This window comes from Rhodococcus yunnanensis NBRC 103083, assembly GCF_001895005.1.
GTDB lineage: Bacteria > Actinomycetota > Actinomycetes > Mycobacteriales > Mycobacteriaceae > Rhodococcoides > Rhodococcoides yunnanense.
The window spans coordinates 146,429-170,324 of the sequence record NZ_BCXH01000006.1; the positions used below are offsets into that span (position 1 = coordinate 146,429).

General features: G+C 64.7%; 22 protein-coding genes. 20 read left to right on the forward strand and 2 right to left on the reverse strand.

Going from position 1 to position 23,896, the window contains the following annotated elements; genetic code table 11:
* Positions 1-2 precede the first annotated feature (2 nt).
* From RY1_RS12475 to RY1_RS12525, 11 genes are read left to right on the forward strand one after another with little or no spacing between them, the layout of a single operon-like run.
* A complete protein-coding gene (locus RY1_RS12475; RefSeq protein WP_072803887.1) occupies positions 3-1,010 on the forward strand; it encodes an ABC transporter permease in 1,008 nt (335 codons plus the stop codon).
* Complete coding sequence (locus RY1_RS12480; RefSeq protein ID WP_072803888.1) at positions 1,003-1,899, forward strand: ABC transporter permease; 897 nt, start codon at positions 1,003-1,005, stop codon at positions 1,897-1,899. The genes RY1_RS12475 and RY1_RS12480 overlap by 8 nt, the downstream gene beginning before the upstream one ends.
* Positions 1,896-3,494, forward strand: coding sequence for a dipeptide ABC transporter ATP-binding protein (locus tag RY1_RS12485; protein WP_072803889.1), 1,599 nt, complete (start codon positions 1,896-1,898; stop codon positions 3,492-3,494). Before RY1_RS12480 ends, RY1_RS12485 begins: the two co-directional genes overlap by 4 nt.
* Entirely contained in the window at positions 3,487-4,620 is a 1,134-nt protein-coding gene (locus RY1_RS12490; protein ID WP_072803890.1) for an LLM class flavin-dependent oxidoreductase, read from the forward strand. Before RY1_RS12485 ends, RY1_RS12490 begins: the two co-directional genes overlap by 8 nt.
* On the forward strand, positions 4,620-5,981 hold the full coding sequence (locus RY1_RS12495; RefSeq protein WP_072803891.1) for an NtaA/DmoA family FMN-dependent monooxygenase: 1,362 nt from the start codon (positions 4,620-4,622) through the stop codon (positions 5,979-5,981). Before RY1_RS12490 ends, RY1_RS12495 begins: the two co-directional genes overlap by 1 nt.
* Positions 5,978-6,751 carry a DUF1684 domain-containing protein gene (locus RY1_RS12500; protein ID WP_072803892.1) on the forward strand — a complete coding sequence of 258 codons (774 nt, stop codon included), beginning with the start codon at positions 5,978-5,980 and terminating at the stop codon, positions 6,749-6,751. The genes RY1_RS12495 and RY1_RS12500 overlap by 4 nt, the downstream gene beginning before the upstream one ends.
* Complete coding sequence (locus RY1_RS12505; RefSeq protein WP_072803893.1) at positions 6,748-7,875, forward strand: LLM class flavin-dependent oxidoreductase; 1,128 nt, start codon at positions 6,748-6,750, stop codon at positions 7,873-7,875. Before RY1_RS12500 ends, RY1_RS12505 begins: the two co-directional genes overlap by 4 nt.
* Complete coding sequence (locus tag RY1_RS12510) at positions 7,848-9,158, forward strand: MFS transporter (protein ID WP_072803894.1); 1,311 nt, start codon at positions 7,848-7,850, stop codon at positions 9,156-9,158. Before RY1_RS12505 ends, RY1_RS12510 begins: the two co-directional genes overlap by 28 nt.
* 8 nt (positions 9,159-9,166) lie before the next feature.
* Positions 9,167-10,108, forward strand: coding sequence for an NADP-dependent oxidoreductase (locus RY1_RS12515; RefSeq protein WP_072804032.1), 942 nt, complete (start codon positions 9,167-9,169; stop codon positions 10,106-10,108).
* Positions 10,105-10,539: a nuclear transport factor 2 family protein gene (locus RY1_RS12520; protein ID WP_072803895.1), complete on the forward strand. Its 435-nt coding sequence runs from the start codon at positions 10,105-10,107 to the stop codon at positions 10,537-10,539. Before RY1_RS12515 ends, RY1_RS12520 begins: the two co-directional genes overlap by 4 nt.
* Entirely contained in the window at positions 10,536-10,997 is a 462-nt protein-coding gene (locus tag RY1_RS12525; RefSeq protein WP_072803896.1) for a nuclear transport factor 2 family protein, read from the forward strand. Before RY1_RS12520 ends, RY1_RS12525 begins: the two co-directional genes overlap by 4 nt.
* Positions 10,998-11,002: 5 nt before the next feature.
* Here RY1_RS12525 and RY1_RS12530 read toward each other — a convergent pair whose 3' ends face one another.
* Positions 11,003-12,325, reverse strand: a complete 1,323-nt coding sequence (locus RY1_RS12530) for an LLM class flavin-dependent oxidoreductase (RefSeq protein WP_072803897.1) — start codon at positions 12,323-12,325, stop codon at positions 11,003-11,005.
* Between the two features lie 134 nt (positions 12,326-12,459).
* Complete coding sequence (locus RY1_RS12535) at positions 12,460-14,334, reverse strand: FAD/NAD(P)-binding protein (protein WP_072803898.1); 1,875 nt, start codon at positions 14,332-14,334, stop codon at positions 12,460-12,462.
* A gap of 322 nt (positions 14,335-14,656) precedes the next feature.
* On the opposite strand from RY1_RS12535, the gene RY1_RS12540 reads away from it, so the two are divergent.
* The 9 genes from RY1_RS12540 (at position 14,657) to RY1_RS12580 (ending at position 23,884) form a co-directional block, all read left to right on the forward strand.
* Positions 14,657-15,505 (forward strand): ABC transporter permease, encoded by an 849-nt coding sequence (locus RY1_RS12540; protein ID WP_072803899.1) that lies wholly within the window; start codon positions 14,657-14,659, stop codon positions 15,503-15,505.
* The gene (locus tag RY1_RS12545) at positions 15,502-16,260 is read left to right on the forward strand and encodes an ABC transporter ATP-binding protein (protein WP_245819627.1); all 759 of its coding nucleotides are present in this window, start codon (positions 15,502-15,504) and stop codon (positions 16,258-16,260) included. Before RY1_RS12540 ends, RY1_RS12545 begins: the two co-directional genes overlap by 4 nt.
* Positions 16,257-17,861 (forward strand): FAD-dependent oxidoreductase, encoded by a 1,605-nt coding sequence (locus tag RY1_RS12550; protein WP_072803900.1) that lies wholly within the window; start codon positions 16,257-16,259, stop codon positions 17,859-17,861. Before RY1_RS12545 ends, RY1_RS12550 begins: the two co-directional genes overlap by 4 nt.
* Positions 17,858-18,214: a 4Fe-4S dicluster domain-containing protein gene (locus RY1_RS12555; RefSeq protein ID WP_072803901.1), complete on the forward strand. Its 357-nt coding sequence runs from the start codon at positions 17,858-17,860 to the stop codon at positions 18,212-18,214. Before RY1_RS12550 ends, RY1_RS12555 begins: the two co-directional genes overlap by 4 nt.
* A complete protein-coding gene (locus RY1_RS12560) occupies positions 18,211-19,215 on the forward strand; it encodes an ABC transporter substrate-binding protein (RefSeq protein WP_245819628.1) in 1,005 nt (334 codons plus the stop codon). The genes RY1_RS12555 and RY1_RS12560 overlap by 4 nt, the downstream gene beginning before the upstream one ends.
* Positions 19,216-19,217: 2 nt before the next feature.
* Complete coding sequence (locus RY1_RS12565; protein ID WP_072803903.1) at positions 19,218-19,916, forward strand: alpha/beta fold hydrolase; 699 nt, start codon at positions 19,218-19,220, stop codon at positions 19,914-19,916.
* On the forward strand, positions 19,913-21,196 hold the full coding sequence (locus RY1_RS12570) for an NtaA/DmoA family FMN-dependent monooxygenase (protein WP_072803904.1): 1,284 nt from the start codon (positions 19,913-19,915) through the stop codon (positions 21,194-21,196). The genes RY1_RS12565 and RY1_RS12570 overlap by 4 nt, the downstream gene beginning before the upstream one ends.
* Positions 21,197-21,234: 38 nt before the next feature.
* Positions 21,235-22,833 carry an ABC transporter substrate-binding protein gene (locus tag RY1_RS12575; protein ID WP_072803905.1) on the forward strand — a complete coding sequence of 533 codons (1,599 nt, stop codon included), beginning with the start codon at positions 21,235-21,237 and terminating at the stop codon, positions 22,831-22,833.
* A 253-nt stretch (positions 22,834-23,086) separates the two neighbouring features.
* Positions 23,087-23,884: a TauD/TfdA dioxygenase family protein gene (locus RY1_RS12580; protein WP_072803906.1), complete on the forward strand. Its 798-nt coding sequence runs from the start codon at positions 23,087-23,089 to the stop codon at positions 23,882-23,884.
* Positions 23,885-23,896 lie beyond the last annotated feature (12 nt).

A 23,896-nucleotide genomic window follows, 5' to 3' on the forward strand; every position in this document is an offset into this window, starting at 1 on the left:
CCATGATTCGTTACCTCGCACAGCGCGTACTGCAAGCCGTTCTGGTTCTGTGGGCTGCGTTCACGATCTCGTTCGGAGTGTTGTTCCTGCTCCCGTCCGATCCGGTGTCCCTTGCTGCGGATTCCGCGGGTTCGGGTACTCCGGTCGACGCAGCAGCCATCGCTGAACTGCAGGCGCGGTACGGCCTCGACCAGCCCGTCTGGGTTCAGTACTGGCACTCGCTCAGTGGCGCTGTGCGTGGTGACTTCGGTTACTCGATCTCCACCGGTCAGTCGGTGACGACGGCCATCTTCGACGCGCTGCCGAGCACGGTGGCGTTGGCGTCGACCGCACTGGTACTGGCGCTGCTGTTCGGCGGCACCCTTGCCTTCCTCGCCACCTACACCAAGGCCGGTTGGTTCAAGAACCTGCTGTTCTCGATCCCGCCGCTCGGCGTCGCGGTCCCGACCTTCTGGGTGGGTCTGCTGCTGCTGCAGGTGTTCTCGTTCCAGCTTCGGCTCTTCCCCGCGTTCGGTGATCAGGGTGCGTCCTCGCTGGTACTTCCGGCGATCACACTGGCACTGCCCACCGGCGCTGTCATCGCTCAGGTGCTCGCCACGTCGATGACGACGACGTGGAAGCAACCGTTCGTCGAATCCGCTCGCGCCAAGGGAGTCTCGCGCCTGCGGGTGCAGACCAAGCATGTGGCGCGGCTGTCCTCCATTCCCGCCTTCACCATCGCGGGAGTTCTGGTGGGCAATCTGCTGGCAGGCTCGGTCGTCGTCGAAACGGTGTTCTCTCGCGCCGGAGTCGGCCGATTGACCCAGACGTCGGTCATGGCACAGGACATCCCGGTGGTGCAGGGCATCGTGGTGCTGACCTCACTGGTGTTCGTGCTCGTCAATCTCGCCGTCGACCTTCTGTACCCGTTGATCGACCCGCGCATCGCCAGCGAGTACGCCAAGTCCGCGCCGAAATCCGCTGCCACGGGCGAGGTCGCGCAGGAGCAAGAGGAGAAAGCGCATGTCTGACATCCTGACTCGCGAACTGGGCGTCGATACCCCGGAACCGGAGGTGCTGGCCCCGGCGGCCCCGACGAAGCGCAGGCGACTCTCGCTCCGGTGGGCGCTGAAGAACGTGTGGCTGGCCATCTCGATCGTGGTCCTGCTCCTCGCCGTCGGATTCGCCCTGTTCCCGTCGGCGTTCGCCAGCGGTGACCCACTCCAGGGTGTTCCGGCGGACAAGCTGCAGGGACCGAGCGCGACACACTGGTTCGGAACCGACAACATCGGCCGCGATCTGTACACGCGCGTCGTGCACGGCGCGGGACTGTCGTTGACGGCGACCCTGATGGCCGTCGCCATCGCGCTCGTCGTCGGCACTCTGATCGGGCTGCTGTCGGGAGCCGTCGGCGGTGTTCTCGATGCAGTGCTGATGCGCTTCGTCGATGTGCTCCTGTCGATTCCGGCACTGCTGCTGTCCTTGGCCTTGGTGACGGCACTGGGTTTCGGAACCCGCAACGTCGCCATCGCCGTCGGTGTGTCCCTCGTCGCCAACTTCGCGCGCGTCATGCGTTCGGAGGTACTGCGAGTGCGTCGCTCGCTCTACGTCGAGGCGGCATACGCGTCCGGGGTTCGGTGGTACGACGTGTTTCGCCGTCATATCCTGCGTAACTCGTACGCGCCGGTCATCGCGCTCGCCGCAGTCGAATTCGGCATGGCGGTGCTCGCGGTGTCCGCGCTGAGCTTCCTCGGATTCGGCGCGGTGCCGCCGACTCCGGAATGGGGTTCGTTGATCTCCGAAGGCCGTAACTTCCTCGCCACCGCCTGGTGGATGACAACTCTGCCCGGCCTGGTGATCGTGGCCGTCGTGTTGTCCGCGCACCGAGTCGGTCACGCTCTCGAAGGAGGCAAGCGATGAGTCCGGTACTGAAGGTCGACAATCTGGAAGTGTCCTACGGCGACACTCCTGCCGTCCGAGGGATCAGCCTGAGCGTGGACAAGGGCGAGGTCGTCGCCATCGTCGGAGAATCCGGTTCCGGTAAATCCACGACCGCACACGCCCTCATCGGGCTGCTGTCGGGCACCGGCCACGTCACCGGTGGCACGGTGCACTTCGACGGTGATCGCATCGACAACGCGTCGGAGAAGGCACTGGACCGGTTGCGCGGAGCCCACATCGGCCTCGTACCGCAGGATCCGACGACCTCGCTCAATCCCGTCATTCGGATCGGTGAACAGGTGGCCGAGGTGCTTCGCGTGCACGGCCTGGCCACCAAGCGCTCTGCGAAGATCGAAGCGATCCGGATACTCACCGAAGCCGGGATAGACAACCCGGAACTCCGCGCACGTCAGTACCCACAGGATCTCTCCGGTGGCCAGCGCCAGCGAGTCCTCATCGGAATTGCGTTGGCGTGCAAACCCGAACTGGTCATCGCAGACGAGCCGACCAGTGCGCTCGACGTGACGGTACAGCGGCGGATCCTCGATCACCTCGACGCGCGCATCGCCGAGACGGGCGCAGCGGTGCTGCTGATCACCCACGATCTGGGCGTTGCAGCCGATCGGGCCGATCGGTTGGTCGTCATGAGCAAGGGTGTGATCGTCGAAACCGGTCCGACTGCCGAGGTTCTCGCCGACCCGAAGCACGAGTACACCAGGTCTCTGCTCGCGGCAGCGCCGAGCCTGAACTCGGCACTTCGCCCGCCGCGACCGTCGTCGGGAAACCCGATTCTGACGGTGAAAGATCTGTCCAAGACCTTCCGAATCGGACGCGGCGTCACGCTCGATGCCGTGAAGAACGCATCCATCACCGTCGAGCGTGGACACACTCTGTCTCTCGTCGGTGAATCAGGTTCGGGCAAGTCGACTCTCGCGCGTATCGCAATCGGGCTGGAGACCCCGACGAGCGGATCGGTCGAGTTCGACGGCACCGAGGTCACCTCGCTGCGTGGCTCGGCACTGCGCGCACTGCGTCGACGGGTCCAGATCGTCTACCAGAACCCGTACGCCTCGCTGAACCCGAAACTGCACGTCGATCAGATCATCGGTGAGCCCCTCGAGGCGTTCAAGGTCGGCACGTCCGCCGAGCGATCCGCTCGGGTTGCCGAATTGCTCGATCAGGTTGCGCTGTCGAAGGATTACGCCAGGCGCCGGCCTGCGGAGCTGTCCGGCGGACAGCGTCAACGTGTTGCCATCGCCCGAGCGCTGGCACTACGACCGGATCTGGTGGTGCTCGACGAACCGGTGTCCGCCCTCGACGTGTCGGTGCAGTCGCAGATACTGTCCCTGCTCGACGACCTGCAGTCCGAACTCCACCTGAGCTACCTGTTCATCTCGCACGACCTGGCCGTGGTTCGCCAGATCAGCGACACCGTCGCGGTCATGCAGTCCGGCAACATCGTCGAATACGGGCCGACGGCACAGATATTCGATACACCACAACGCGCCTACACCCGTGAACTTCTGGCGGCCATTCCCGGTGGTTCGCTCGACAAGGAGACCGCTCATGCCTGACCGTACCTTTGTGATTGCCGTCGAACTGCACGGCACCGGCATTCACCCGCAGGCGTGGCGCCGGGAGGACTCGCGGGCGGAAGAACTGTTCACCGCGGACTACTGGACGGATCACCTGGAGATCGCCGACCGTGCGGGCATCGATGTCGCATTCATCGATGATTCGTTCGCGCTGCAATCCAGCGCCGGTTCGGAGCTCGGCAGACTCGACGCCGCCTCCATCGCGGCGCGGGCCTCGGCGGGTACGCAGTCGATCGGGCTCGTTCCCACCGTCACCGTCACTCACACCGAGCCGTTCCACGTGTCCAAGCAGATCGCGAGCATCGACTACGCATCGAACGGCCGCGCAGGCTGGGAAGTCGCAGTGTCGGAGGGCCCCGATCAAGCGCGAGCATTCGGCCGCAAGCCCGAACAGAGCACCGACAGCCTCTGGCGCGAAGCCGACGAGGCCATCGAGGTCGTCACCAGGCTGTGGGACAGCTGGGAGGACGACGCCGAAATTCGCGACGCGGCCACCGGGCGCTTCATCGACCGAGACAAGTTGCACTACATCGACTTCGAAGGTGAGAACTTCTCGGTCAAAGGGCCCTCGATCACCCCGCGATCACCACAGGGTCAGCCGATTGTCGTCATCCGTGCAAGTGCCGAGCCTTCCACTCCGCAGGCTCCGCTCCTGTCTCTCGCTGGAGCACGCGCCGACATCGTCCGCATCTCGGCTCCGACGGTGGAGGACGCCGCGACCATCGCTGCGGCAGTGCGCAGGGCCGTCGTTGCTGCAGGTCGTGACCCGCTCGACGTCCACGTCGTACTCGACCTCGAAGTCCTCGTCTCCGGGTCGGCCACAGACGATCTCGCTCAGCTCGAGAACTGGGCCCCGCACTCGCCGGAATCGGTGACCTACCACGGCGACGCAGACGGACTGCGGTCGTTGCTCGAGCAGATCGCCGAATCCGGTGCAGTCGACGGCGTCACGCTGCGTCCCCTCGCGCTGGCCTCGACCCTGCCCGAGATTGCTACTCACGTCCTGCCGCAGCTGTCGTGGTCTCCCGTTTCGCGCGCAGGATCCCTGCGCGCGCGGCTCGGCCTGAAACGCCCGGTGAATCGTTACGCAAAGGAAGCGCAGTAATGGCACAGCAGAAGAAGCAGATCCACCTCGGCGCACACTTTCCCGGGGTCAACAACACCACCGTCTGGGCCGACCCGGCGTCGAAGAGCCAGATCGAATTCGATTCGTTCGTCCATCTCGCGCAGACCGCCGAGCGTGGACTGTTCGACTTCTTCTTCCTCGCCGAAGGACTGAGGTTGCGCGAACACCAGGGGCGTATCCACGACCTCGACGTCGTGGGCAGGCCTGACACGCTGATCGTGCTCAATGCGCTGGCCGCGGTCACCGATCGCCTCGGTCTTGCCGGCACGATCAACACCACCTTCAACGAGCCGTTCGAACTGGCCAAGCAGTTCGCCTCGCTCGATCATCTGTCCGGCGGCCGCGCGGCATGGAACATGGTGACGTCGTCGGATGCGTTCACCGGTGAGAACTTCCGCCGCGGCGGTTATCTCGACCGGAACGACCGGTACGTGCGGGCACGCGAGATCGTCGACACCTCCCGTGAGCTGTGGGACAGCTGGAGCCCCGACGCCGTTGTCCTCGACCGTGACAACGGTGTCTTCGCTCGACGCGAATCGATCAACCAGGTCCGCCACCAGGGACCGCAGTTCGACATCGACGCCGCGTTCGGCGTTCCGCGCAGTCCCCAGGGTCATCCGGTTCTCCTGCAGGCGGGCGACTCCGACGAGGGGCGCGAGTTCGGTGCCGCCAAGGCCGACGCGATTTTCACCGTGCACGGCACACTGGAGGCAGGCCAGAAGTTCTACTCCGACGTCAAGGGCAGGCTCGCGAAGTACGGCCGCGAGCACGCCGACCTCAAGGTGCTTCCCGCCGCGACGTTCGTGTTGGGCGATACCGAAGCGGAGGCGAGCGAGCGAGCGAACATCATTCGTCATCAGCAGGTCGGACCCCAGACCGCTATCTCGTTCCTCGAGCAGGTCTGGGGTAAGGACCTGTCCGAGTACGATCCCGACGGACCGCTGCCGAAGGAGGACCCTGAGGTGGACGTCAACATCACCCGCGGCCGAGTTCGGCACGGCGACCCCGCAACCGTCGCCCGCGACTGGCGGGCGCGGGCAGAAGCCGGGAACCTCAGTATCCGTGAGCTCATCATCGACGTCACCGCACGTCAGCAGTTCATCGGCACACCGACGCAGGTGGCCGCCGAGATCGACAGTTACGTGCAGAACGAGGCATGCGACGGATTCATCCTCGTCCCACACATCACCCCGGCCGGGTTGGACGAGTTCGTCGACAAGGTGGTGCCGGAGCTTCAGGAGCTCGGGAGCTTCCGCACCGAGTACACCGGAACGACGCTTCGTGACCATCTCGGACTCACCCATCCGTACGACAAGCGAGAAGGAGTGCGTGCATCATGACCAGCACCATCACCACCGATACGTTCGAAGCATCGTGGAACCAGTGGCATGCCGAGCGTGAAGGGTACTACCGCGACCCGCTCGGCTGGGTGGCTCTGACCGGATTGTATTGGCTCACCGACGAGTTCGAGACCGTCGCCGATCTTCCCGGCCGTTGGAGAGCAGACGAGAAGGCCGTGTACATCGAAGGGCTGTCCGTGGACAGGCTGGAGCCGGTGGAAGGTGCACCCGGACTGCTCGTCGAGGACGGCGATCGCCGCATCGAGGTGATCCGTCGGACCGGTTCCGTCGCGTTGCGAGTGCACGATCCCAAGTCGCCCGACCTCGCTCGGTTCACCGGAATCCCGGCGTTCACCCCGTCCGAGAAGTGGTCGGTGGAAGGAACGTTCACCGCTTTCGCGGAGTCGAAGATCGTCACCACCGGTGCCGTCGTCGAAGGCCTGGAACACCATCACACCGCCGTCGGCGTCATCGACTTCGAACTGGCAGGCGCACCTCAGCAATTCCTTGCGTTCGGTGGCAAGGCCGGCGGGCTGCAGATTCTGTTCACCGACGCCACGAGCGGCGTGACGACCTACCGGGCCGCGCGCACCCTCGCCGTCGCGGATCCGGCGACCGACGCACGTGTCGTACTCGATTTCAATCGGGCGTCCAACCTGCCGTGCGCGTTCACCGACTACGCGACGTGCCCGGTCGCGCCCGCCGAGAACAAGCTGACCGTCGCCGTCGAGGCAGGCGAGAAGATTCCAGGATTCGAGAAGGCGCTGTGACGCGGGTACCTCTCTCGGTTCTCGACCTCTCGCCCATCAGCGAGGGGTCGACGGCGCAGCAGGCGCTGCGCAACACCCTCGATCTGGCGCGGCAGGTCGAAGAGTGGGGTTACGAGCGGTACTGGGTGGCCGAGCACCACTTCGTGGCTGCGGCCAGTTCTTCGCCGGCAGTCCTGATCGGTTTGATCGCCGCAGCTACCAACCGAATTCGGGTCGGCTCTGCAGCGGTGCAGATCGGCCATCACACCGCGGCATCGGTGGTCGAGTCCTTCGGCACCATCGACGCCGTCTATCCGGGGCGTATCGATCTCGGAATCGGGCGCTCCGGTCAACGCCGGGCAGAAGCTCTGGCAGGCAAGGACCGACCCGAGCCGGAGCACGAAGCCAAGGTCATCGAGGGAACGCTGTTCCCGAAGCCATTCCAGATGAGCAAACTCATACTTCTGGATCGGCTGGTGGCGTCCGGAACCGTGCTGGTGCAACCGAACGCCGAAGCGCCGGACTTCGAGGTTCAGCTCGACGACATCATCGGGTTCCTTCGCGGCGACTTCGCGACATCGACCGGCGTGGAACTCACCGCGACGCCTGGTGCAGGCGCCGACGTCGAACTGTGGTTGTTCGGCAGCAGTGGCGGCCAGAGCGCGCAGGTGGCGGGAGCCCGCGGGTTGCCGTTCGTCGCGAACTACCACGTCAGCCCGGGAACCACGCTCGATGCAGTCGAGGCGTACCGCGCCGCGTTCGTGCCGTCGAAGATTCTGCACGAGCCGTACGTCGTCGTGTCCGCGGACGCCGTCGTCGCGGAATCGGATGACGAGGCAACGGATCTGGCGTCGTCGTTCCCGCAGTGGGTGCACAGCATTCGGAGCGGGCACGGCGCCATCCCGTACCCGGATCCGAAGACGGTTGCACCGTTGACCGACGAGCAGTCGGAGATCGTGCAGGACCGCGTCACCACGCAGTTCGTGGGGTCGGCAGCAGCGGTCGCCGAGAAGCTGGACGGACTGCAGCGAGCAACCGGCGCAAAGGAACTCGTCGTCACGAGTGTCACGCACGATCATGCGGATCGGCTCAGGTCGTACGAACTGCTCGGAAAGGAATGGGGACTGCCACGGCTGCGGGTGTAGGTAGAGCGGGGACGCTCCGGACAGCCTACGGCGGTCTTCCTCCTGCATCGAAGTTGTTGATGGTCAACCAGTTCGGGATCAGCCTCGGGTTCTACATGGTGCTTCCGTTCCTGGCGACCTACCTTCGCGGCGATCTGGGGTTCAGTGTCGCGTTCGTCGGTATCGTCCTGGGACTTCGAACGTTCAGTCAGCAAGGTCTTTTTCTCGTCGGTGGAACGCTGGCGGACCGGTGGGGTCCGCGGGCAACGATCATCACCGGATGTGCGCTGCGGGTGATCGCCTTCGGCCTCTACGCGAGCACATCCAGCGCCGTCGGTGTCGTGACGGCGACGATCGCCATCGGGGTCGCGGGAGCGGTGTTCAGCCCTGCCGTGCGGACCTATCTGATGCGCGAATCCGAAACCGGTCGGGCCGAGGTCTTCTCGGTGTACAACGTGTTCGGCAACGTAGGTGCACTGGTGGGGCCGCTGCTCGGCGCCGTCTTGCTGGGCGTCGATTTCCAACTGGTCGCAGCTGTCGCGGCCGTCGTGTTCGCGCTTCTCACGCTCGCCCAACTGATCGCGTTACCTGCGCAGCCGCGGCTGCTTCACCGCGATTCGGTGGTGGGCAGCTGGGGAACCGTGTTGAAGAACCGGCCGTTCATGCTCTTCACCCTCGGTGGGTGTGCGTACTTTGCGCTGTACAACCAGCTCTACCTCGCGCTGCCGATCGAAGCCGAACGTGTCACCGGTAGTGCGCAGGCGGTGAGCGTGGTGTTCGTCGTGTCGACGCTCGTGGGAATCGGACTGCAGATGCCGGTGACAGCGTGGGCCCGTCGTACCTTGTCACCGGGGAGAGCCGCCGCGATAGGCATCGGTTCGATGGGTGCGGCCTTCGTGCCACTCGCGGTGAGTGCTCCGCTGATCGAGAGCGCCTCCACTCCCAGGCCGGTCGTGGGGTGGATACTGGTGTTGGCGCCGGTGGTGGTGACCACCGCGGTGTTCGGTATCGGTATCGCACTGGCCAATCCGTACATCATGGAGTTGCTCGGCGTCGTAGGTGAGGAACGCCTGTCGGGCACTTACTACGGGTGGTTCTATCTGGTATCCGCCGTTGCCTCGCTTGCTGTGGGCGCGATCGTGGGCAGGGCGCTCGACGCGACCGAAACGGTGTGGCGGGCACTCCCGTTCGTCATCGTTGCACTGGTGGGTCTCATCGGGTATGCAGTGGTGGCGGTGATGTGCTCGCGTGGTCTCCTGACCGACGCGGTCGGTGAGGAAGAATTCGAGACGAAGGGGAGTTGAAGGACGACATGACTCGAGTAGCGGTTGCAACAGCATTCGGTGGCCCGGAGGTAGTACGCATCGTGGACGAGGCGTTGGCCCAGCCGGCCGCGGGGCAGGTCCTCGTGGAGGTCAAGGCGATCGGGGTGAACCCCATCGACTACAAGCTCTACAGTGGGGCTTTCGGTTCGGATTCCTCCACTCTCCCGCTGCATCTCGGTAGCGAAGCAAGTGGTGTCGTTCTTGCCGTGGGAAACAGCGCGACAGGTCCTGCCGGACCGATCGCCGCCGGCGACGAGGTCATCGTCACCGGGGCCAAGGGCGCATACGCCGAGAAGCTCCTGGTGCCGGCCGACGCCGTGCTGCCCAAACCAGCCGAGCTCGACTGGGAGACCGCAGCAGGCCTACTGGTCGTCGCGGGCACGTCGTACGACACGCTCGAGGTGACCCATGTCGGCGAAGGCGAGACCGTTCTCGTGCACGGAGCTGCGGGAGGCGTCGGATCCATCGTCGTTCAGCAGGCGAAAGCACGCGGAGCGCGCGTCATCGGCACTGCCAGAGCGGTCAATCACGACGCTCTCCGCGCGTACGGAGCCGAGCCGGTGGAATACGGAGACGGCCTGTTGGAGCGAGTGAAGGCGCTGGCGCCCGGCGGCATCGACGCCGCGATCGACACGGTCGGTACCGACGAGGCGGTCGATGTGTCGCTTGCTCTGGTGTCGGACACCTCGCGCATCGTGACCATCGCAGCGTTCGGTCGCGCCGCCGACGAAGGTTTCCAGTCGGTCGGTGGCGGCAACCCACAGAGCGCCGAGCGCCGGAAGAACGCGCGGCTCGCGCTCGTGGCGTCCGCTGCGGCAGGGGACTTCTCCGTGCCGATCGCGAAGACCTTCCCACTGGCCGATGCTGGGACGGCGCACGCGGAGTTGAAGGCCGAGCATCCCCGCGGCAAGTTCGTGTTGATCCCGTGAGCGAAACCAACTGGGCAGTGCACGAGTTGCTCGCCCGCTACGCACACGTCGTGGACAACAAGGAGTGGGACGAGCTGGCGTCGGTGTTCACCGTCGACGCCGAACTCGACGCGGAGTTCGCCGACGGTGAGATCCGCACGGTCACCGGGCTTTCGGAGATTCGTGGGTTTGTCGAGGGGTTCGACCCCCTTCGGTCGCATCACACCTTGAACACCATCGTCAGGACCGGCCCGCACGGTGAGCTGCATGCGTGGAGTCGATTCCTGGTCGTGGAGTTCGACGCGACCTCGTTGACGGGTGACTACGTCGACGAGATCGCCGATACCCCCGATGGCCTTCGAATCGCCAAGCGGCGTATCAGTACTCGCAACCGGCCCGAAGGTAGCCAGGGCAGGCAGGAGTCGTTCTCCAGCTGGACAGGTGGGCGATGAGCGCACCCGAGGGCCGCGTCGACGCGGCAGCGGCAGCCGAGATCCTCGACGTCCTTGCACGCTACGCCCAGGTCATCGACAACAGGGACTGGGATGATGCACACACCGTCTTCACCCCGGACGTGGTGTTCGGCAGTGGGCCGTCGGCTTTCTCCGGCGTCGCGGAGGTGCGTCGGATGGTCGAATCGGTGCAGCCGTACCACCCGCATCACACGTCGAACACCATTCTGACGGCGCGCCCCGACGGGACCGTGCGAGCGTGGAGCAAGTTCTTCATCGTGCGCACCGACGGAACCGTGGGTAGCGGCGATTATCAGGACACGTTGGTGCGCACCGAGGCAGGGTGGCGTATTGCTCATCGAGTCGCGAGCCGTGGCAACCGTCGCTCGGACGACCCCGGTGGCCCGTCGAGCAGGACTTTCACATTCGACAGCTGGCGGGAGGCCTCCGCAGAGTAGCTGCCTCACACCGCAGCGAACCGATGTGCCGGACGCGGCAACCCGTAGTGCTCCCGCAGTGTGGATCCGGTGTACTCGGTGCGGAACAGGCCGCGGGCCTGCAGGATCGGCACCACCTCGTCGACGAAGATCTCGAGTCCCGACGGCAGCGCGGGCGGCATGATGTTGAAGCCGTCCGCGGCGTCGCCGGTGAACCATTCCTCGATCGCGTCGGCGACCTGAGGGGGAGTGCCGGTGAAGGTGCGGTGCCCACGCCCGCCGCCGAGTCGGCCGATGAGTTGGCGCACCGTCAGCGATTCCCTGCGCGCGAGTTCGACGATGAGTGTGTAACGACTCTTGGCCTCCTCGATGTCGTCCTCGGCGAGCAGCTCGGCCGGTAGCTGCTTGTCCAGTGCCAGCTCGGACGGATCGACCTTGAGCGTCTTGGCCAGTTGCGTCAGCGCGTACTCGGGCACGATGAGGCGGTCGAGTTCCTCCTCGAGTTCGCGCGCCTGCGCCTCGGTGGACCCGATGACGGGCACGATGCCCGGCAGGATCTTGATGTGGTCCGGGTTGCGTCCGGCCGCTGCAGTGCGGCGTTTGAGGTCGAGGTAGAACTCGCGTGCATCCTCGATGGTCTGTTGCGCCGTGAACACGGCCTCGGCGTAGCGAGAGGCCAGCTCCTTGCCATCCTCCGACGAACCGGCCTGGACCAGAAGCGGATAGCCCTGTATCGGCCGAGGTACGTTCAGCGGCCCGCGAACACTGAAGTAGTGCCCCCGATGGTCGATGGTGCGAACCCGGGTGTTGTCTCCCCACACGCCTGATTCCTTGTCGGCGACGACTGCGTCGTCGTCCCAACTGTCCCAGAGCTTCTGCGCGACATCGACGAATTCGGCTGCGCGGGCGTACCGGTCGCCGTGAGCCGGAAGCGTGTCCAGGTTGAAATTCTGGGCCGCGTCGAGACCCGCCGTCGTGACGATGTTCCAGCCGGCTCGTCCGCCCGAGATGTGATCGAGCGACGCGAATGCTCGCGCAAGATTGAAAGGTTCGTTGTAGCTCGTCGTGGCCGTGGCAACCAAACCGATCTTCTCGGTGACCGTGGAGACGGCAGTGAGGATCTGCAACGGCTCCAGATAGCCCGACGGTCTGCGCCCGACGTCGGCGACGAGTTGTGGGCTGTCGGCGAAGAAGATCGAGTCGAACTTTCCTCGTTCGGCGATCTGCGCCAACTGCTGATAGTGAGCGATGTCCGTGCCGGCCCGTGGATTCGATCCCGGTAGTCGCCACGACGACTCGTGGTGCCCGGTCGTCATGAGAAATGCGTTGAAATGCAGAGATCTGCTCACCCTGGTGCTCCTTCGAATGCGCGGGACTGTGAACGCATACATCCAGGAGACCGCAGAACGAGCCCGAGCCACAACAGTTTGGGTATCCGTGATTCGAATTCCCCCAGCGCTGAATTACCCCTACAGGCGACCGGCTACGGGAGTAGTTCGATCGCCAACGCGTCGTTGTGCCGGAAGAAGCCTGCGTTGATGCGGGGCCGGGGAAATGCCGAGGACCAGTTGTGGCCCGCGACCCAGGGACCCACGGCGTACCGCCTGTCGTGAGATGTTCCGTCGGAGCGCAGAATCCGAGATCGGCCGTCCACCGAGATCTTTGCGGCGCTTCTCTCGTTGGCGCGAATCTCCACGATCTCGCCGCGCTCGTGCAGGCTCCGCAGCAGTGCGTCTCCGCTCGCACGAATCGAGGCGACCGGAAGTCGCGCATCGACGAGCGTTCGCGCCGTGACGGTCTCCTCGTGTGCGGCACTCTGCGCCGAGAAGACACCCATCGTCGTGTCCGCACTGAACGTCGTGTCGGGGCCGAGGAACCTGATGATGCCGCAGGAGGCCAACGCCCTGAGTTGCTCCAGACGCTGCGGCGGCGGGCCACTGGCGATGAAACTGAAGAACGAGTGCAGCCACCCCTCGATGTCCGTCGCGACGGACTCCGCGGGAATTCGGCCGCGCCGCAGCAGCTCTCCGGTCGTCATGTACACCGACAGCAGAGCATTGAACACTGCTGCGTCGCTGCTGTACCGAGGATCGGCGCGTCTGGCGAGATCGGCGTCGATGTAACCGATGATGCGGGCCGTGGCGTCGTCGATGCCCTCGTAGTGCTCGCCGGCCAGCGGACGATCGATCTGTTCGAGGTCGATCCGGTCGTCGTCCTTGGGCACGAACTCCTCGACCAGCGCGGCCGATGCCGCAGAGCCCCACGGTACCTCGGCGAAGCGGGAGTCGAAGTCCTCCCACGACCCGTTGGTCCGGTCGGAGTGCGAGGCGAACAGCTCGTGGAAATGAGCGCCCGCAACCTCTTTCGCCGCCAGCGGCCATATGTCCCGCCGGAAATCGAGGAGGGCGTCGCCGGGGAACGCGTCGGCGGTGAAGTACTTCGGCAGTGGGGGCCGGGCAGCGGCGATGTCGTAGCCGATCTTCGAGTGATACGGCACTCCGCGTCGCGAACCGGCGTAGATGAGCGGCTCGCGGCCCGAAGGTGTGTAGGTCAGATCGCCGTCGGAATTGCGCGAGAACACACCGCCGCGGCTTTCGGCGAGCAGAACCATCCAGTCGACGAACGCGAGGCCGAGGCCAGCCACCAGTATCGGCTCGGCCTCCGGCACGACGTCGGGATCGAGGTCCGCGGTGTAGCCGGGGCCGACGTACGTCAGCTCGTGCGAGTCGGCGAATTTGTGCAGGTAACTCTCGGCGGCGGAGGGCAGTGCATCCGGATGGCCCTGCGCGAGCAGAACCACATCGACCTCGAGCGTCGAACCGTCCTGAAGAGTCAGCTGCTGTGTGCCCTGCTGCTGTGTGCCCTGCTGCTGTGTGCCCTGCTGTGAATCCTCGATGTCGACGACCGCGCTGCGGTGCACCTCGACGTCGATGGGCGCATCGGTGACGGTGCGCGCGAAGACCCATTCGAGATAGCGGCTCTGAAGCGTGCGTGAGGCGAACGAGGAGCTGGTGAACGTCTCGAGTTCGGCGGTCAACTCCGGATCGAGGCGCAGCGTCTCGATGTTGCCGAGAACCCACTCGTCGAGCGTCGGACCCGGATCGACAGGTCCGTCGACGACCGTGGAGTCGTCGGTGAACATCGTGACATCGGCGGCAACGGAGTTCATCCACAGCAGAGGCGGCTGGCTTCCGCGCCAGATCCGCCCTGCACCTGCAGGGAACGGATCGAAGACGTGAATCTCGACGGTGTCGGCGGCCTCGCGGCCACCGAGATGGGCGAGCAGTCTTTCGAGGACGCCGGTGCCGCGTGGTCCCGCACCGACGATCGCGATGCGGTGCCTCTGTGTACTGCTCATTCCTACGTGCCTCCATCGGCCCTGGCGGTAGCACTCGTACCGTGTTGTTCTCGGGGTTTGCTGCTGCGTCACAGAGCAGGCCCGGAGTGAAACCCGCGGAACGACCGAGGCCGCAGTCTCGGCCGCTCTGGATGGTCGAGCTGACAATAACCGCCACCACGACGCACTGCGACACAGGGTCCAACGCAGAATCACGGTGATTCTATTTCTATCGCGCTGGTCGGGGACTTCGTACGCTTCAAGGACTCGTGCACCGCCGTGCGTACAGCCCACGCCGCGGTGCCGCCCATTTTCCGTGCGTTCCGGCCGAGGTACCTCACGTATGACACTGCAGCTCGACAGAACCGAGAAAGACAGTTCGACGACCCCCCGACCGGACGCGGCATCCCGTTCGACGGGCGGTGCGGTGTCGTCTCGTCTGATTCGTCTGGCACGGCAGTCCTCGGGACTCGTCGTCATTCTCGTGCTGTGGCAACTCGGTGCCCGCGGCTGGCTCGGTACGACGACACCTGCACCCTCCGAGGTACTCGATGCAGGCTGGGACCTGATCGAAACCGGCGAGCTCTGGCGGCACTTGCTCGCGTCGACGAGGCGCGTCGCCATCGGGTTGACCATCGGCATCGCGATCGGGCTCGTACTCGGCGCGGCCGCAGGTCTGCTGCGTGTGGCCGAGGACATCGTCAACGCCCCGATTCAGGTGCTGCGCATGATGCCTGCGCTGGCGCTGGTGCCTGTGTTCATCATCTGGTTCGGCATCGGCGACTCGTTCAAGATCGCGCTCATCATCGTCGCACCGATCTTTCCGATCTACCTCAACGTCCTCGCCGGCATTCGCGGTGTGGACCGCAGACTCGTCGAGGCGGCACAGTCGCTCGGACTCGGGCGGATCGAACTGGTTCGCCGCATCATTCTGCCTGCGGCGTTGCCACAGATATTCGTCGGTCTGCGTCAGGCACTGGGGATCGGGTGGCTTGCTCTCGTCGTCGCCGAGATGCAGACCACGCCGGTCGGGCTCGGTTTCCTGATGAACGACGCCAAGGAATTCCTCCGTACCGATCAGATCTTCCTCGTGTTGGTCATCTATGCGATTCTCGGCCTGCTCACCGACGTGTTCGTGCGTCTGCTCGAACACAGGTTTCTGGCGTGGCGCACCGGATTCGAGGGCCAGTGACGACATCGGTGATTCGTGAGCACCTCGGCGTCCACGTGGCGGGAGCGGGCCGGGCGTTCGACGGCAAGACCGTGCTCGACGGCGTCGACCTCGACATCGAGCCCGGCGAATTCGTCGCTCTTCTCGGGGCCAGTGGGTCCGGCAAGAGCACGCTGTTGCGTGCGATCGGGGGATTGGACACAGGCTTCACCGGAACTCTCGACGTCGCCGCATCGAGGGCAATCGTGTTCCAGGAGCACCGGCTGATGCCATGGCTGAACGTGTGGCGCAATGTGGTTCTCGGCGTGAAAGGTTCGGGTCTGCGCGAGCGAGCACTCGACGCGCTCGCCGAGGTCGGCCTCGAGACCAAGGCCGATGTGTGGCCGTCGACCCTCTCCGGCGGTGAATCACAGCGGGTCGCGTTGGCGAGAGCGCTGGTGCGTACCCCGGATGTCCTGCTGCTCGACGAGCCGTTCGGCGCACTCGACGCGCTCACACGGTTGAAGGCGCAGGCGCTCGTCGCCCAACTGTGGCAACAACATCGACCGTCGGTGCTCCTGGTGACCCACGACGTCGAGGAGGCTCTGTTGCTGGCCGATCGAGCATTGTTGTTGCGCGACGGGCGGATCGCCGAGGAAGTGATCGTCGATGCACCGAGGCCGCGTTCGGTGCTCACTCCCGAGCACGCGGCATTGCGCAAGAGATTACTGACAGGTCTGGGCGTCGACGCCGACGCACCGACGGGGCTCGGCACACCGACGAGGAGTTCACTGTGACAGATGTTCTCGACCTCACCGCTGACGTTCTGATCATCGGGGGAGGGCCTGCAGGGACGTGGGCAGCGTTGCGCGCCGCACAGCACGGTGCGGACGTCCTGCTCGTCGACAAGGGATACTGCGGCACCAGCGGCGCGACGGCCCCGTCGGGAACGGGGGTCTGGTACGTCGACCCGTCTCGCGCCGAGCGCGAGAAGGCGAAGGCGAGCCGTGAATCCCTCGGGGGCCACCTCGCCGATCATCGGTGGATGGACCGCGTCCTGGACCAGACGTACGAGAACATGGATCTGCTTGCCACCGAAGGGCGTTACCCGTTCCCTGTCGACTCGGGCACCGGACGTCAGATTCGCACAGGGCTGCAAGGTCCCGAGTACATGCGCCGGATGCGTGCCTGGATCAGACGTCGGGGCGTTCGGATTCTCGATCATTCGCCCGCGCTGGAACTGCTCGTCGATACCGATGGTCAGGTGCGCGGAGCGGCAGGCTTCCAGCGCCAGGAGAGTCGAGACTATCGAGTCTCGGCGGGCGCGGTGGTCATCGCCAGTGGTGGGTGTGCCTTTCTCTCGAAGGCACTCGGCACCAACGTCGACACCGGGGACGGCGCGCTGATGGCGGCGGAGGCAGGCGCGGAATTCTCCGGAATGGAATTCTCGAACGCGTACGCCATCGTCCCGGAGAATTCGACCGTCACCAAGACCGCCTACTACGGTTATGCGACGTTCTTCCGCGGCGACGGGACGGTCATCGAGGGCGCTGGTTCGACGAAGGGACGGTCGGTCATCGCGGAGACGTTGGTGAACGAGCGAGTGTTCGCCCAGCTCGACCGCGCCGACGAGAAGGTTCAGCGTCAGATGAGGCTCGGGCAGCCCAACTTCTTCCTGCAGTTCGACCGTCGCGGAATCGACCCGTTCACCGATCGGTTCCCGATCACGCTGTTGGCCGAGGGAACCGTGCGGGGAACAGGCGGAATCGAGGTCGTAGACGATACATGTGCGACGACGGTCCCGGGCCTGTTCGCGGCAGGCGACGCCGCCACTCGGGAGCGAATCTGCGGCGGCTTCACCGGTGGAGGTAGCCACAATTCGGCATGGGCGATGTCGTCCGGTAGCTGGTCCGGCGCCGCCGCGGCGCGGTTCGCACGTGCAGAAAGTATTGCGCCACTTGCAGATCTGCGGGCGATAGGTGATGCAGGGTTGCGTCCGTCCAGACCGGCGGCGATGGACCACACCGAAGTTCTCGCCGCTGCGCAGGCGGAGCTGGTTCCGTACGAGAAGAACTTCCTACGCGACGGCGAGCGAGTACGCGACGCTCTCGGTGCTCTCGAAACACTGTGGTACGACAACGTGTCAGGACTGCGCGGCGACGACGGCGAGACCCGGCTGCGATCGAGGCAGGCTGCCGCGATCACCGCGGTGGGTCGGTGGATGTATCACTCCACCCTTGCGCGCACCGAATCCCGCGGTATGAGCAAGCGGGCTGACTTCCCCGACCTGGACGAGGCTCAGCGGCACCACATTCTGACGGGCGGTGTGGATCGAATCTGGACCGGAATCGGCCCGTTGAAATCGACCGTCCGCGACGGTGTTCGAGCAGCATCGTGATCGAACTCGTTCTCGCCGAGACCTGCATCGGGTGTGACAAGTGCATCGATGCGTGCCCGACCAACGTGTTCGACAGGACGGCCTCGGGAATACCCGTCATCGCACGGCAATCCGATTGCCAGACGTGCTTCATGTGCGAGGCATACTGCCCGGTCGACGCCCTGTACGTCGACCCGCAGGCAACCCCGCGGTCCTCGGATTACGCGGTGCCCGAGGATCACATCGGACGTTATCGAGAAAAACTCGGATGGGGTAAGGGCAGGGCAGCGGGCACGCTTACCGCGGTGGGTCCGCCTCTGCCACATGGAGATCTGCCGCCGAGACTGACGACGAAAGAGAAATCGAGACCGTGAAGTTCCATACAATCGCTGTGGCGCTGCTTGCCGCCGCGGCCCTTGCCGTGGGTGGGTGCAGTTCCGACGGCTCGGGTTCGGCGTCGAGAACCGAGATCAAGACCCTCCGCATCGGCACCATCGGCTCGGGAAACACCCTGTCGGGTCCGCTGGGGTTCGCCAACCAGCGCGAGAAGTTGGTGCCCGCGCTCGCCGATCTCGGCGTCGAGAACATCGAGATCTTCAGCTTCCCCAACGGACCCGATCTGAACCAGGCCCTTGTCGCCGGTGAACTCGACGTCGCCAACTACGGCGATACGCCTGCTCTCGTGGCGAAAGGTAGCGGCCTGCAGACCCGGTTGCTGGCAGTGACCGCATTCGACAACAATGCTGGCGTCGTCGCCAAGGATCCGTCCATCACGTCGCTGAAGGATCTGCAAGGCAAGAAGATCGGAGTGCCGTCGGGTTCCTACATCGACAGGTACCTGCAGGGCGCCTTGCAGGAGGAGGGGGTCACTGCGGAACTCATCCATCTGTACCCGGCCGATCAGGAAGCGCCACTGAACTCGGGTGAGATCGACGCGGCGGCGCTACCCGACGTCAACCCGTCGGCGTCGTTGCATGCTTTCCTCGCCAAGGGCTTTCATCAGGTCGACTCGGTGTACGACGATCATCCCGATCTCGCAGGTACCAGCGCGTCGGTGAGCAGCGACGAGTTCCTCGAGGCGAACCCGGACTTCGGTCTGGCCTGGCAGCAGTTGTTGGTCTCGTCGGCGAAATTCGCCAAGAACAACTGGGAGGACTACCTCGCCTACGAGATCGGCCAGTCCAACTTCTCCCCTGACATCGTCCGCGGAGCGGCCGTCGCCGACTCCATTGCGGAAGAAGCATTTCCCCCGGCGGCCGTGGACCTGCTGACCGGCACCAAGCAGTTCTTGGTCGATCAAGGCAAGATCAGGGAAGATTTCGACCTCGAATCGTGGTTCTACGTCACGGATACATCCGACACCGGAGAGGCGTGAGAATGGCGAACGACATCACTGTGCAGGAATGGGGTTCGGGCGACCGCCATGCGGTCTTGATTCATGGACTCGGCAACTCGTCGGGGTCGTGGTTCGATGTCGGGCCGGCCCTGGCGGATCGTGGTTACCACGTCCATGCGGTCGACTTGCCGGGACACGGCGACAGTGCGCCGCTGGAGCGTTACTCGGTCGAAGCGCTGGCCGACGCCGTGCAGGGGGCGGTTCCCGGTGAGCCTGCGTTGGCCGTCGGGCATTCGCTCGGTGGGTTGGTCCTGGCGCACGCGGTGGCCACGTTGAAGCCGGCGCACGCGGTGTACGTCGACCCGGCGTGGCGCATCACGCCCGACGCTGCCGTGATCAACTTCTTCCGTTCGCAGAAGACCTGGACACTCGACGACGTCGCAGCGAATTTCCCGAAGTGGGATGCAGGCAGTCTCGAGCGCAAACTGGTCGCGCTGCAGAAGTGGGACGTCACTATCCTCGACGACCTGGGATCCTTCACACCCGCGGACTCCAGTACGCCGGTGGTGCCGTCGACCGTCGTACTCGCGGACCCGAGCAACCTGGTACCACCCGAGCGCGCAACGGAACTGAGAGAGGCAGGCTTCGCGGTCTCGACAGTCGCAGGGGCAGGTCACGTCGTGCACATCGATGATCTCGACGGGTTTCTGGAGGCCGTCTCGGCAGTGATCGCGGTATGAGTGAGCGTCGCAGAACACTCAAGACCGTCACCGGCGTGAGCGGTGGAACCGACATCTACGACGCGGCCGTCGACCCGAGCCGATCCACTCTCGCGTCGTCGATCGAGATCGCGAAGATCGCCGAGGACAACAAGTTCGATGCACTGTTCGCGGCCGACCTGCTGAGTTTCGGCGCACAGGGTGCGATCGGCGCCCAGGAGCCGCTGATCTATCTCGCTGCTCTCAGCGCCGTGACGACGCACGTCGGTCTGATCGCCACGGTGACGACGACATTTCACCACCCGTACAACCTGGCCCGCTTGTTCGGGACGCTCGACCACGTCAGCAACGGCCGCGCCGCATGGAACGCGGTCACGTCCTCGCTGGGCGAGGAGAACTACGGCGACACCGATCTACCGAGCCCCGAGGAGCGATACGCGCGCGCCGCGGAATCACTCGAAGTGGTGGGCGCACTGTTCGACAGCTGGAAGCCAGGTGCGCTGACGCCGGGAGCAGACGGTGCGGTGCTCGATCCTTCGCTCGTCCAGCCCATCGACTACCGCGGTGACTATTTCACCGTGAAGGGGCCGCTGAACATCCCGTCGCTTCCACAGGGCCGACCGGTGCAGTTTCAAGCAGGTCAATCCGCAGGTGGTATCGAGCTGGGTGCCAGATTCGCCGAGGTCGTGTTCACCTCACTGGCGACGTTCGAGGACGCGGTCACCTACACCAAGACGATTCGCTCGCGCGCAGCGGAACTCGGACGTGGTGACGAGTTGCCCTTGATCTTCAGCTCCTTCCACGCCACTTACGGTTCGAGCGAGGCCGAAGTCGACGCGCTCGTGAGAGAGCGCGCGGAATCGACCGACTTCGTGGCGGGGCGAGCGCAGCTCGAGGACATGCTCGGTGGCAACATCGACCTGTCGGAGTTGCCGCTCGACAAACCGATTCCCGTCGAACTTCTGCCCGACCCCAAGACCGTCAATCGTCGCCGAGGTCGAGTGGAGATCTTCGGAAAGCTCGCTGCCGACGGTAAGACGTTGCGCGAGTTGATCGTCGCATCGAAGGACACCGGGCACTGGGCCCTGGCCGGCACTCCCGAGCAGCTCGCCGATTCCATTCAATATCGTTACGACGCAGGTGTTCTCGATGTGATCTCGATCGGCGGGCTCGCCGACGAACGTACACGTGATTTCGCACTGAACGGGCTACTGCCCGAGCTGCGGCGTCGCGGCGTCGTCGGGAACGACTATCTCGGTGACACATTCAGGGAGAACCTCGAACTGCCGCTGCGGAGATAGAGCCGACCGAGTTTCTTACGACATGGGGGAATGAAACGATGAACAGGTCTGTACCGGTGGCGCTCGCCGCGGTCACGCTGGCATTGCTGTCCGCGTGCGGTGACTCGGAGAAATCCGAGACGAATGCGGGGGCACCGCAGGCAGGCGGCACGCTGCGGTATGCCTTGTCGCAGTCGCCGACGTGTTCCGATCCGGCGCAGTCGGGGACCAATCAGACGATCTACGTCGCTCGGCAGGTCGTCGACTCGCTGACCGATCAAGACCCCAAGACCGGCGAGCTGACGCCCTGGCTTGCGGACAGCTGGGAGATCGGCGGTGATGCAACGTCGTTCACGTTCCATCTGAAGGACGGCGTCACGTTCAGCGACGGGTCGCCGGTGGACGCCGAGGCCGTCAAGAACAACTTCGACGCCATCGTGAACACCCTCGGTGCAGCGAAAGCGCAACTGGGTTCCAGTTATCTCGCGGGATACACCGGCACCACCGTCGTCGATCCGCTCACGGCACGGGTGGATTTCGCTACGCCGAACGCTCAGTTCCTACAGGCCACGTCGACGCCGCAACTCGGGTTGCAGGCCAAGGTGACAACGGACGCACCGGCGGAGCAGCGGTGCCTCGGCAGTAACGTCGGAAGTGGACCCTTCGTCTACAGCTCGTATCAGCAGGATCGTGCGATCACTCTGAACAAGAGGGCCGGATACGCGTGGGGCTCGGATGTCTTCGGTCACGACGGTGAGGCGTACCTCGACGCTATCGAGTTCACCATCGTGCCGGAATCCGGGGTTCGGACCGGCAGCCTTGCCTCCGATCAACTCGATGCGATCAGCGACGCATTGCCCCAGGACGCCCCGCAGATCGAGGCCGCAGGTGGCGCGGTGCTCACGACGCCGAACCCTGGCACCCCGTTCGGTTTCACACCGAACGTGACGCGGCCCGTACTCTCCGATCCCGAGGTGCGACGGGCTCTCGTTCCTGCTCTGAACCGTCAGGAACTCGTCGACACCGTGCTCGGGCCGAACTTTCTGCCTGCGACCGGGACCTTGGCGAGCAAGACGCCCCAGTACCTGAAGCTGGACGATGTCACCTACGACCCGGATGCCGCACGGTCGATCCTCGATGCGGCCGGGTGGATTCCCGGTCCGGACGGGATTCGCGAGAAGAACGGCCAGCGGTTGTTGTTCTCGGTGACATTCAGTGCCGTGTTCGCCGGTAACCAGGCGATTCTCGAATTGGCGCAGCAGCAGCTCGCCGACGTCGGTGTCGAACTGGTGCTCGACCTCGTGTCGACACCCGAAGCCCTGGCTCGGCAGGTCAGTGGTGACTTCGATTCGCTGTACGGCAATGCCACACGTGCCGACGGCGACATACTGCGAACCTCGTTCGCCCTCGACGGCCGCAACAACAATCATCGTGGGCCGATCCCGGAGCTCGACCTGGCTTTGGCAGATCAACTTGCGACGACCGACTCCGAAGAACGCAAGACCATTCTCGGCGACGCGCAACGTCAAGTGCTGGCCAACGGCCTCTTGATCCCGACGATCGAGCTTTCCCAGGCCATCGGCGCGGGTCCGAACGTGCACGACCTGAAGTTCGAGGCGTCCGCTCGGTTGCAGTTCTTCGACACCTGGCTCGGCTGATGTCGCGGCACCCTTCGAATCAACATGATCGGAAGGGTGCCGCTGCGGCTCGTCCGGGTCTAAGTTGGCCTCTATGTCCTGGCTGAAGCGTTTCTTCGACGTGCGGTGGTTCGATGATCATTCTGCGCGCGGACTCGACTGTGCTCATGCGGCGGTCGATCTGTCCGTTCACGGCTGACCGTATCGCGCGCGTATTGCAACCACACTGATTTCAACTCTCGTTCGCGCGTTGGCTCGGCTCTAACGTCGAAGCATGACAGCCACATTGAGTTACCGAGTCCATCGTGCCGGCCCATTGTTCGGCGCAGAGATCTTCGATATCGACCTGACGGCCCCGATCGACGAGGACACACGAGCGTCGCTCCGCCGTGAATTCGACGAACACAAGGTTCTGGTTTTCAGGGGTGCTGATCTGACGCCTGCGCAGCAGGTCGAGGCCGTTCGTATCTTCGACGAGCCGTTCGACCACCCGACGGCCGTCCGCCACGAGGACCATCCGCTGGTGTACCCGTACAACGTGCAGAGCACCGGTAAAGCGAGCAGCTGGCATATCGGCGGTGTGTGGCGTACCCCGCCGTTCTCCATCGAATCGCTTGTGTACGAGGAAGTGTCGGAACTCGGTGGTCACACCCTGTGGGCAGACCTCCAGGCCGCGTACGACGACCTGTCCGACCCGGTGAAGGTTCTGCTCGAGGGCGTCGGCGCCGTGTACGACTCGAATGCCGTTCACTACGCGCAGGGCGCCGATCGGGGTGAGATCAAGCAGACCGTCACGCATCCGGTCGTGCGAGTGGACCGCAACGGACGTAAGGGCTTGTTCATCAGCACCGGGGCGCTGCGACTGGAAGGTCTGTCCGATCGCGAAGGCAAAGCGATCCTGCCGTTCCTTCTCGACCACGCGTCCTCGCCGAACTACACCATCCGATTCGGCTGGAATGCAGGCGATTTCGTGCTGTGGAACAACCTGGCGACCTGGCACTACGCAATCGACGACTACGGCGTCGGCCCCCGCCGGTACCGCAAGGTCCTCGCTGCCGCGCCGGTTCAATAGTTTCTCGCGTCT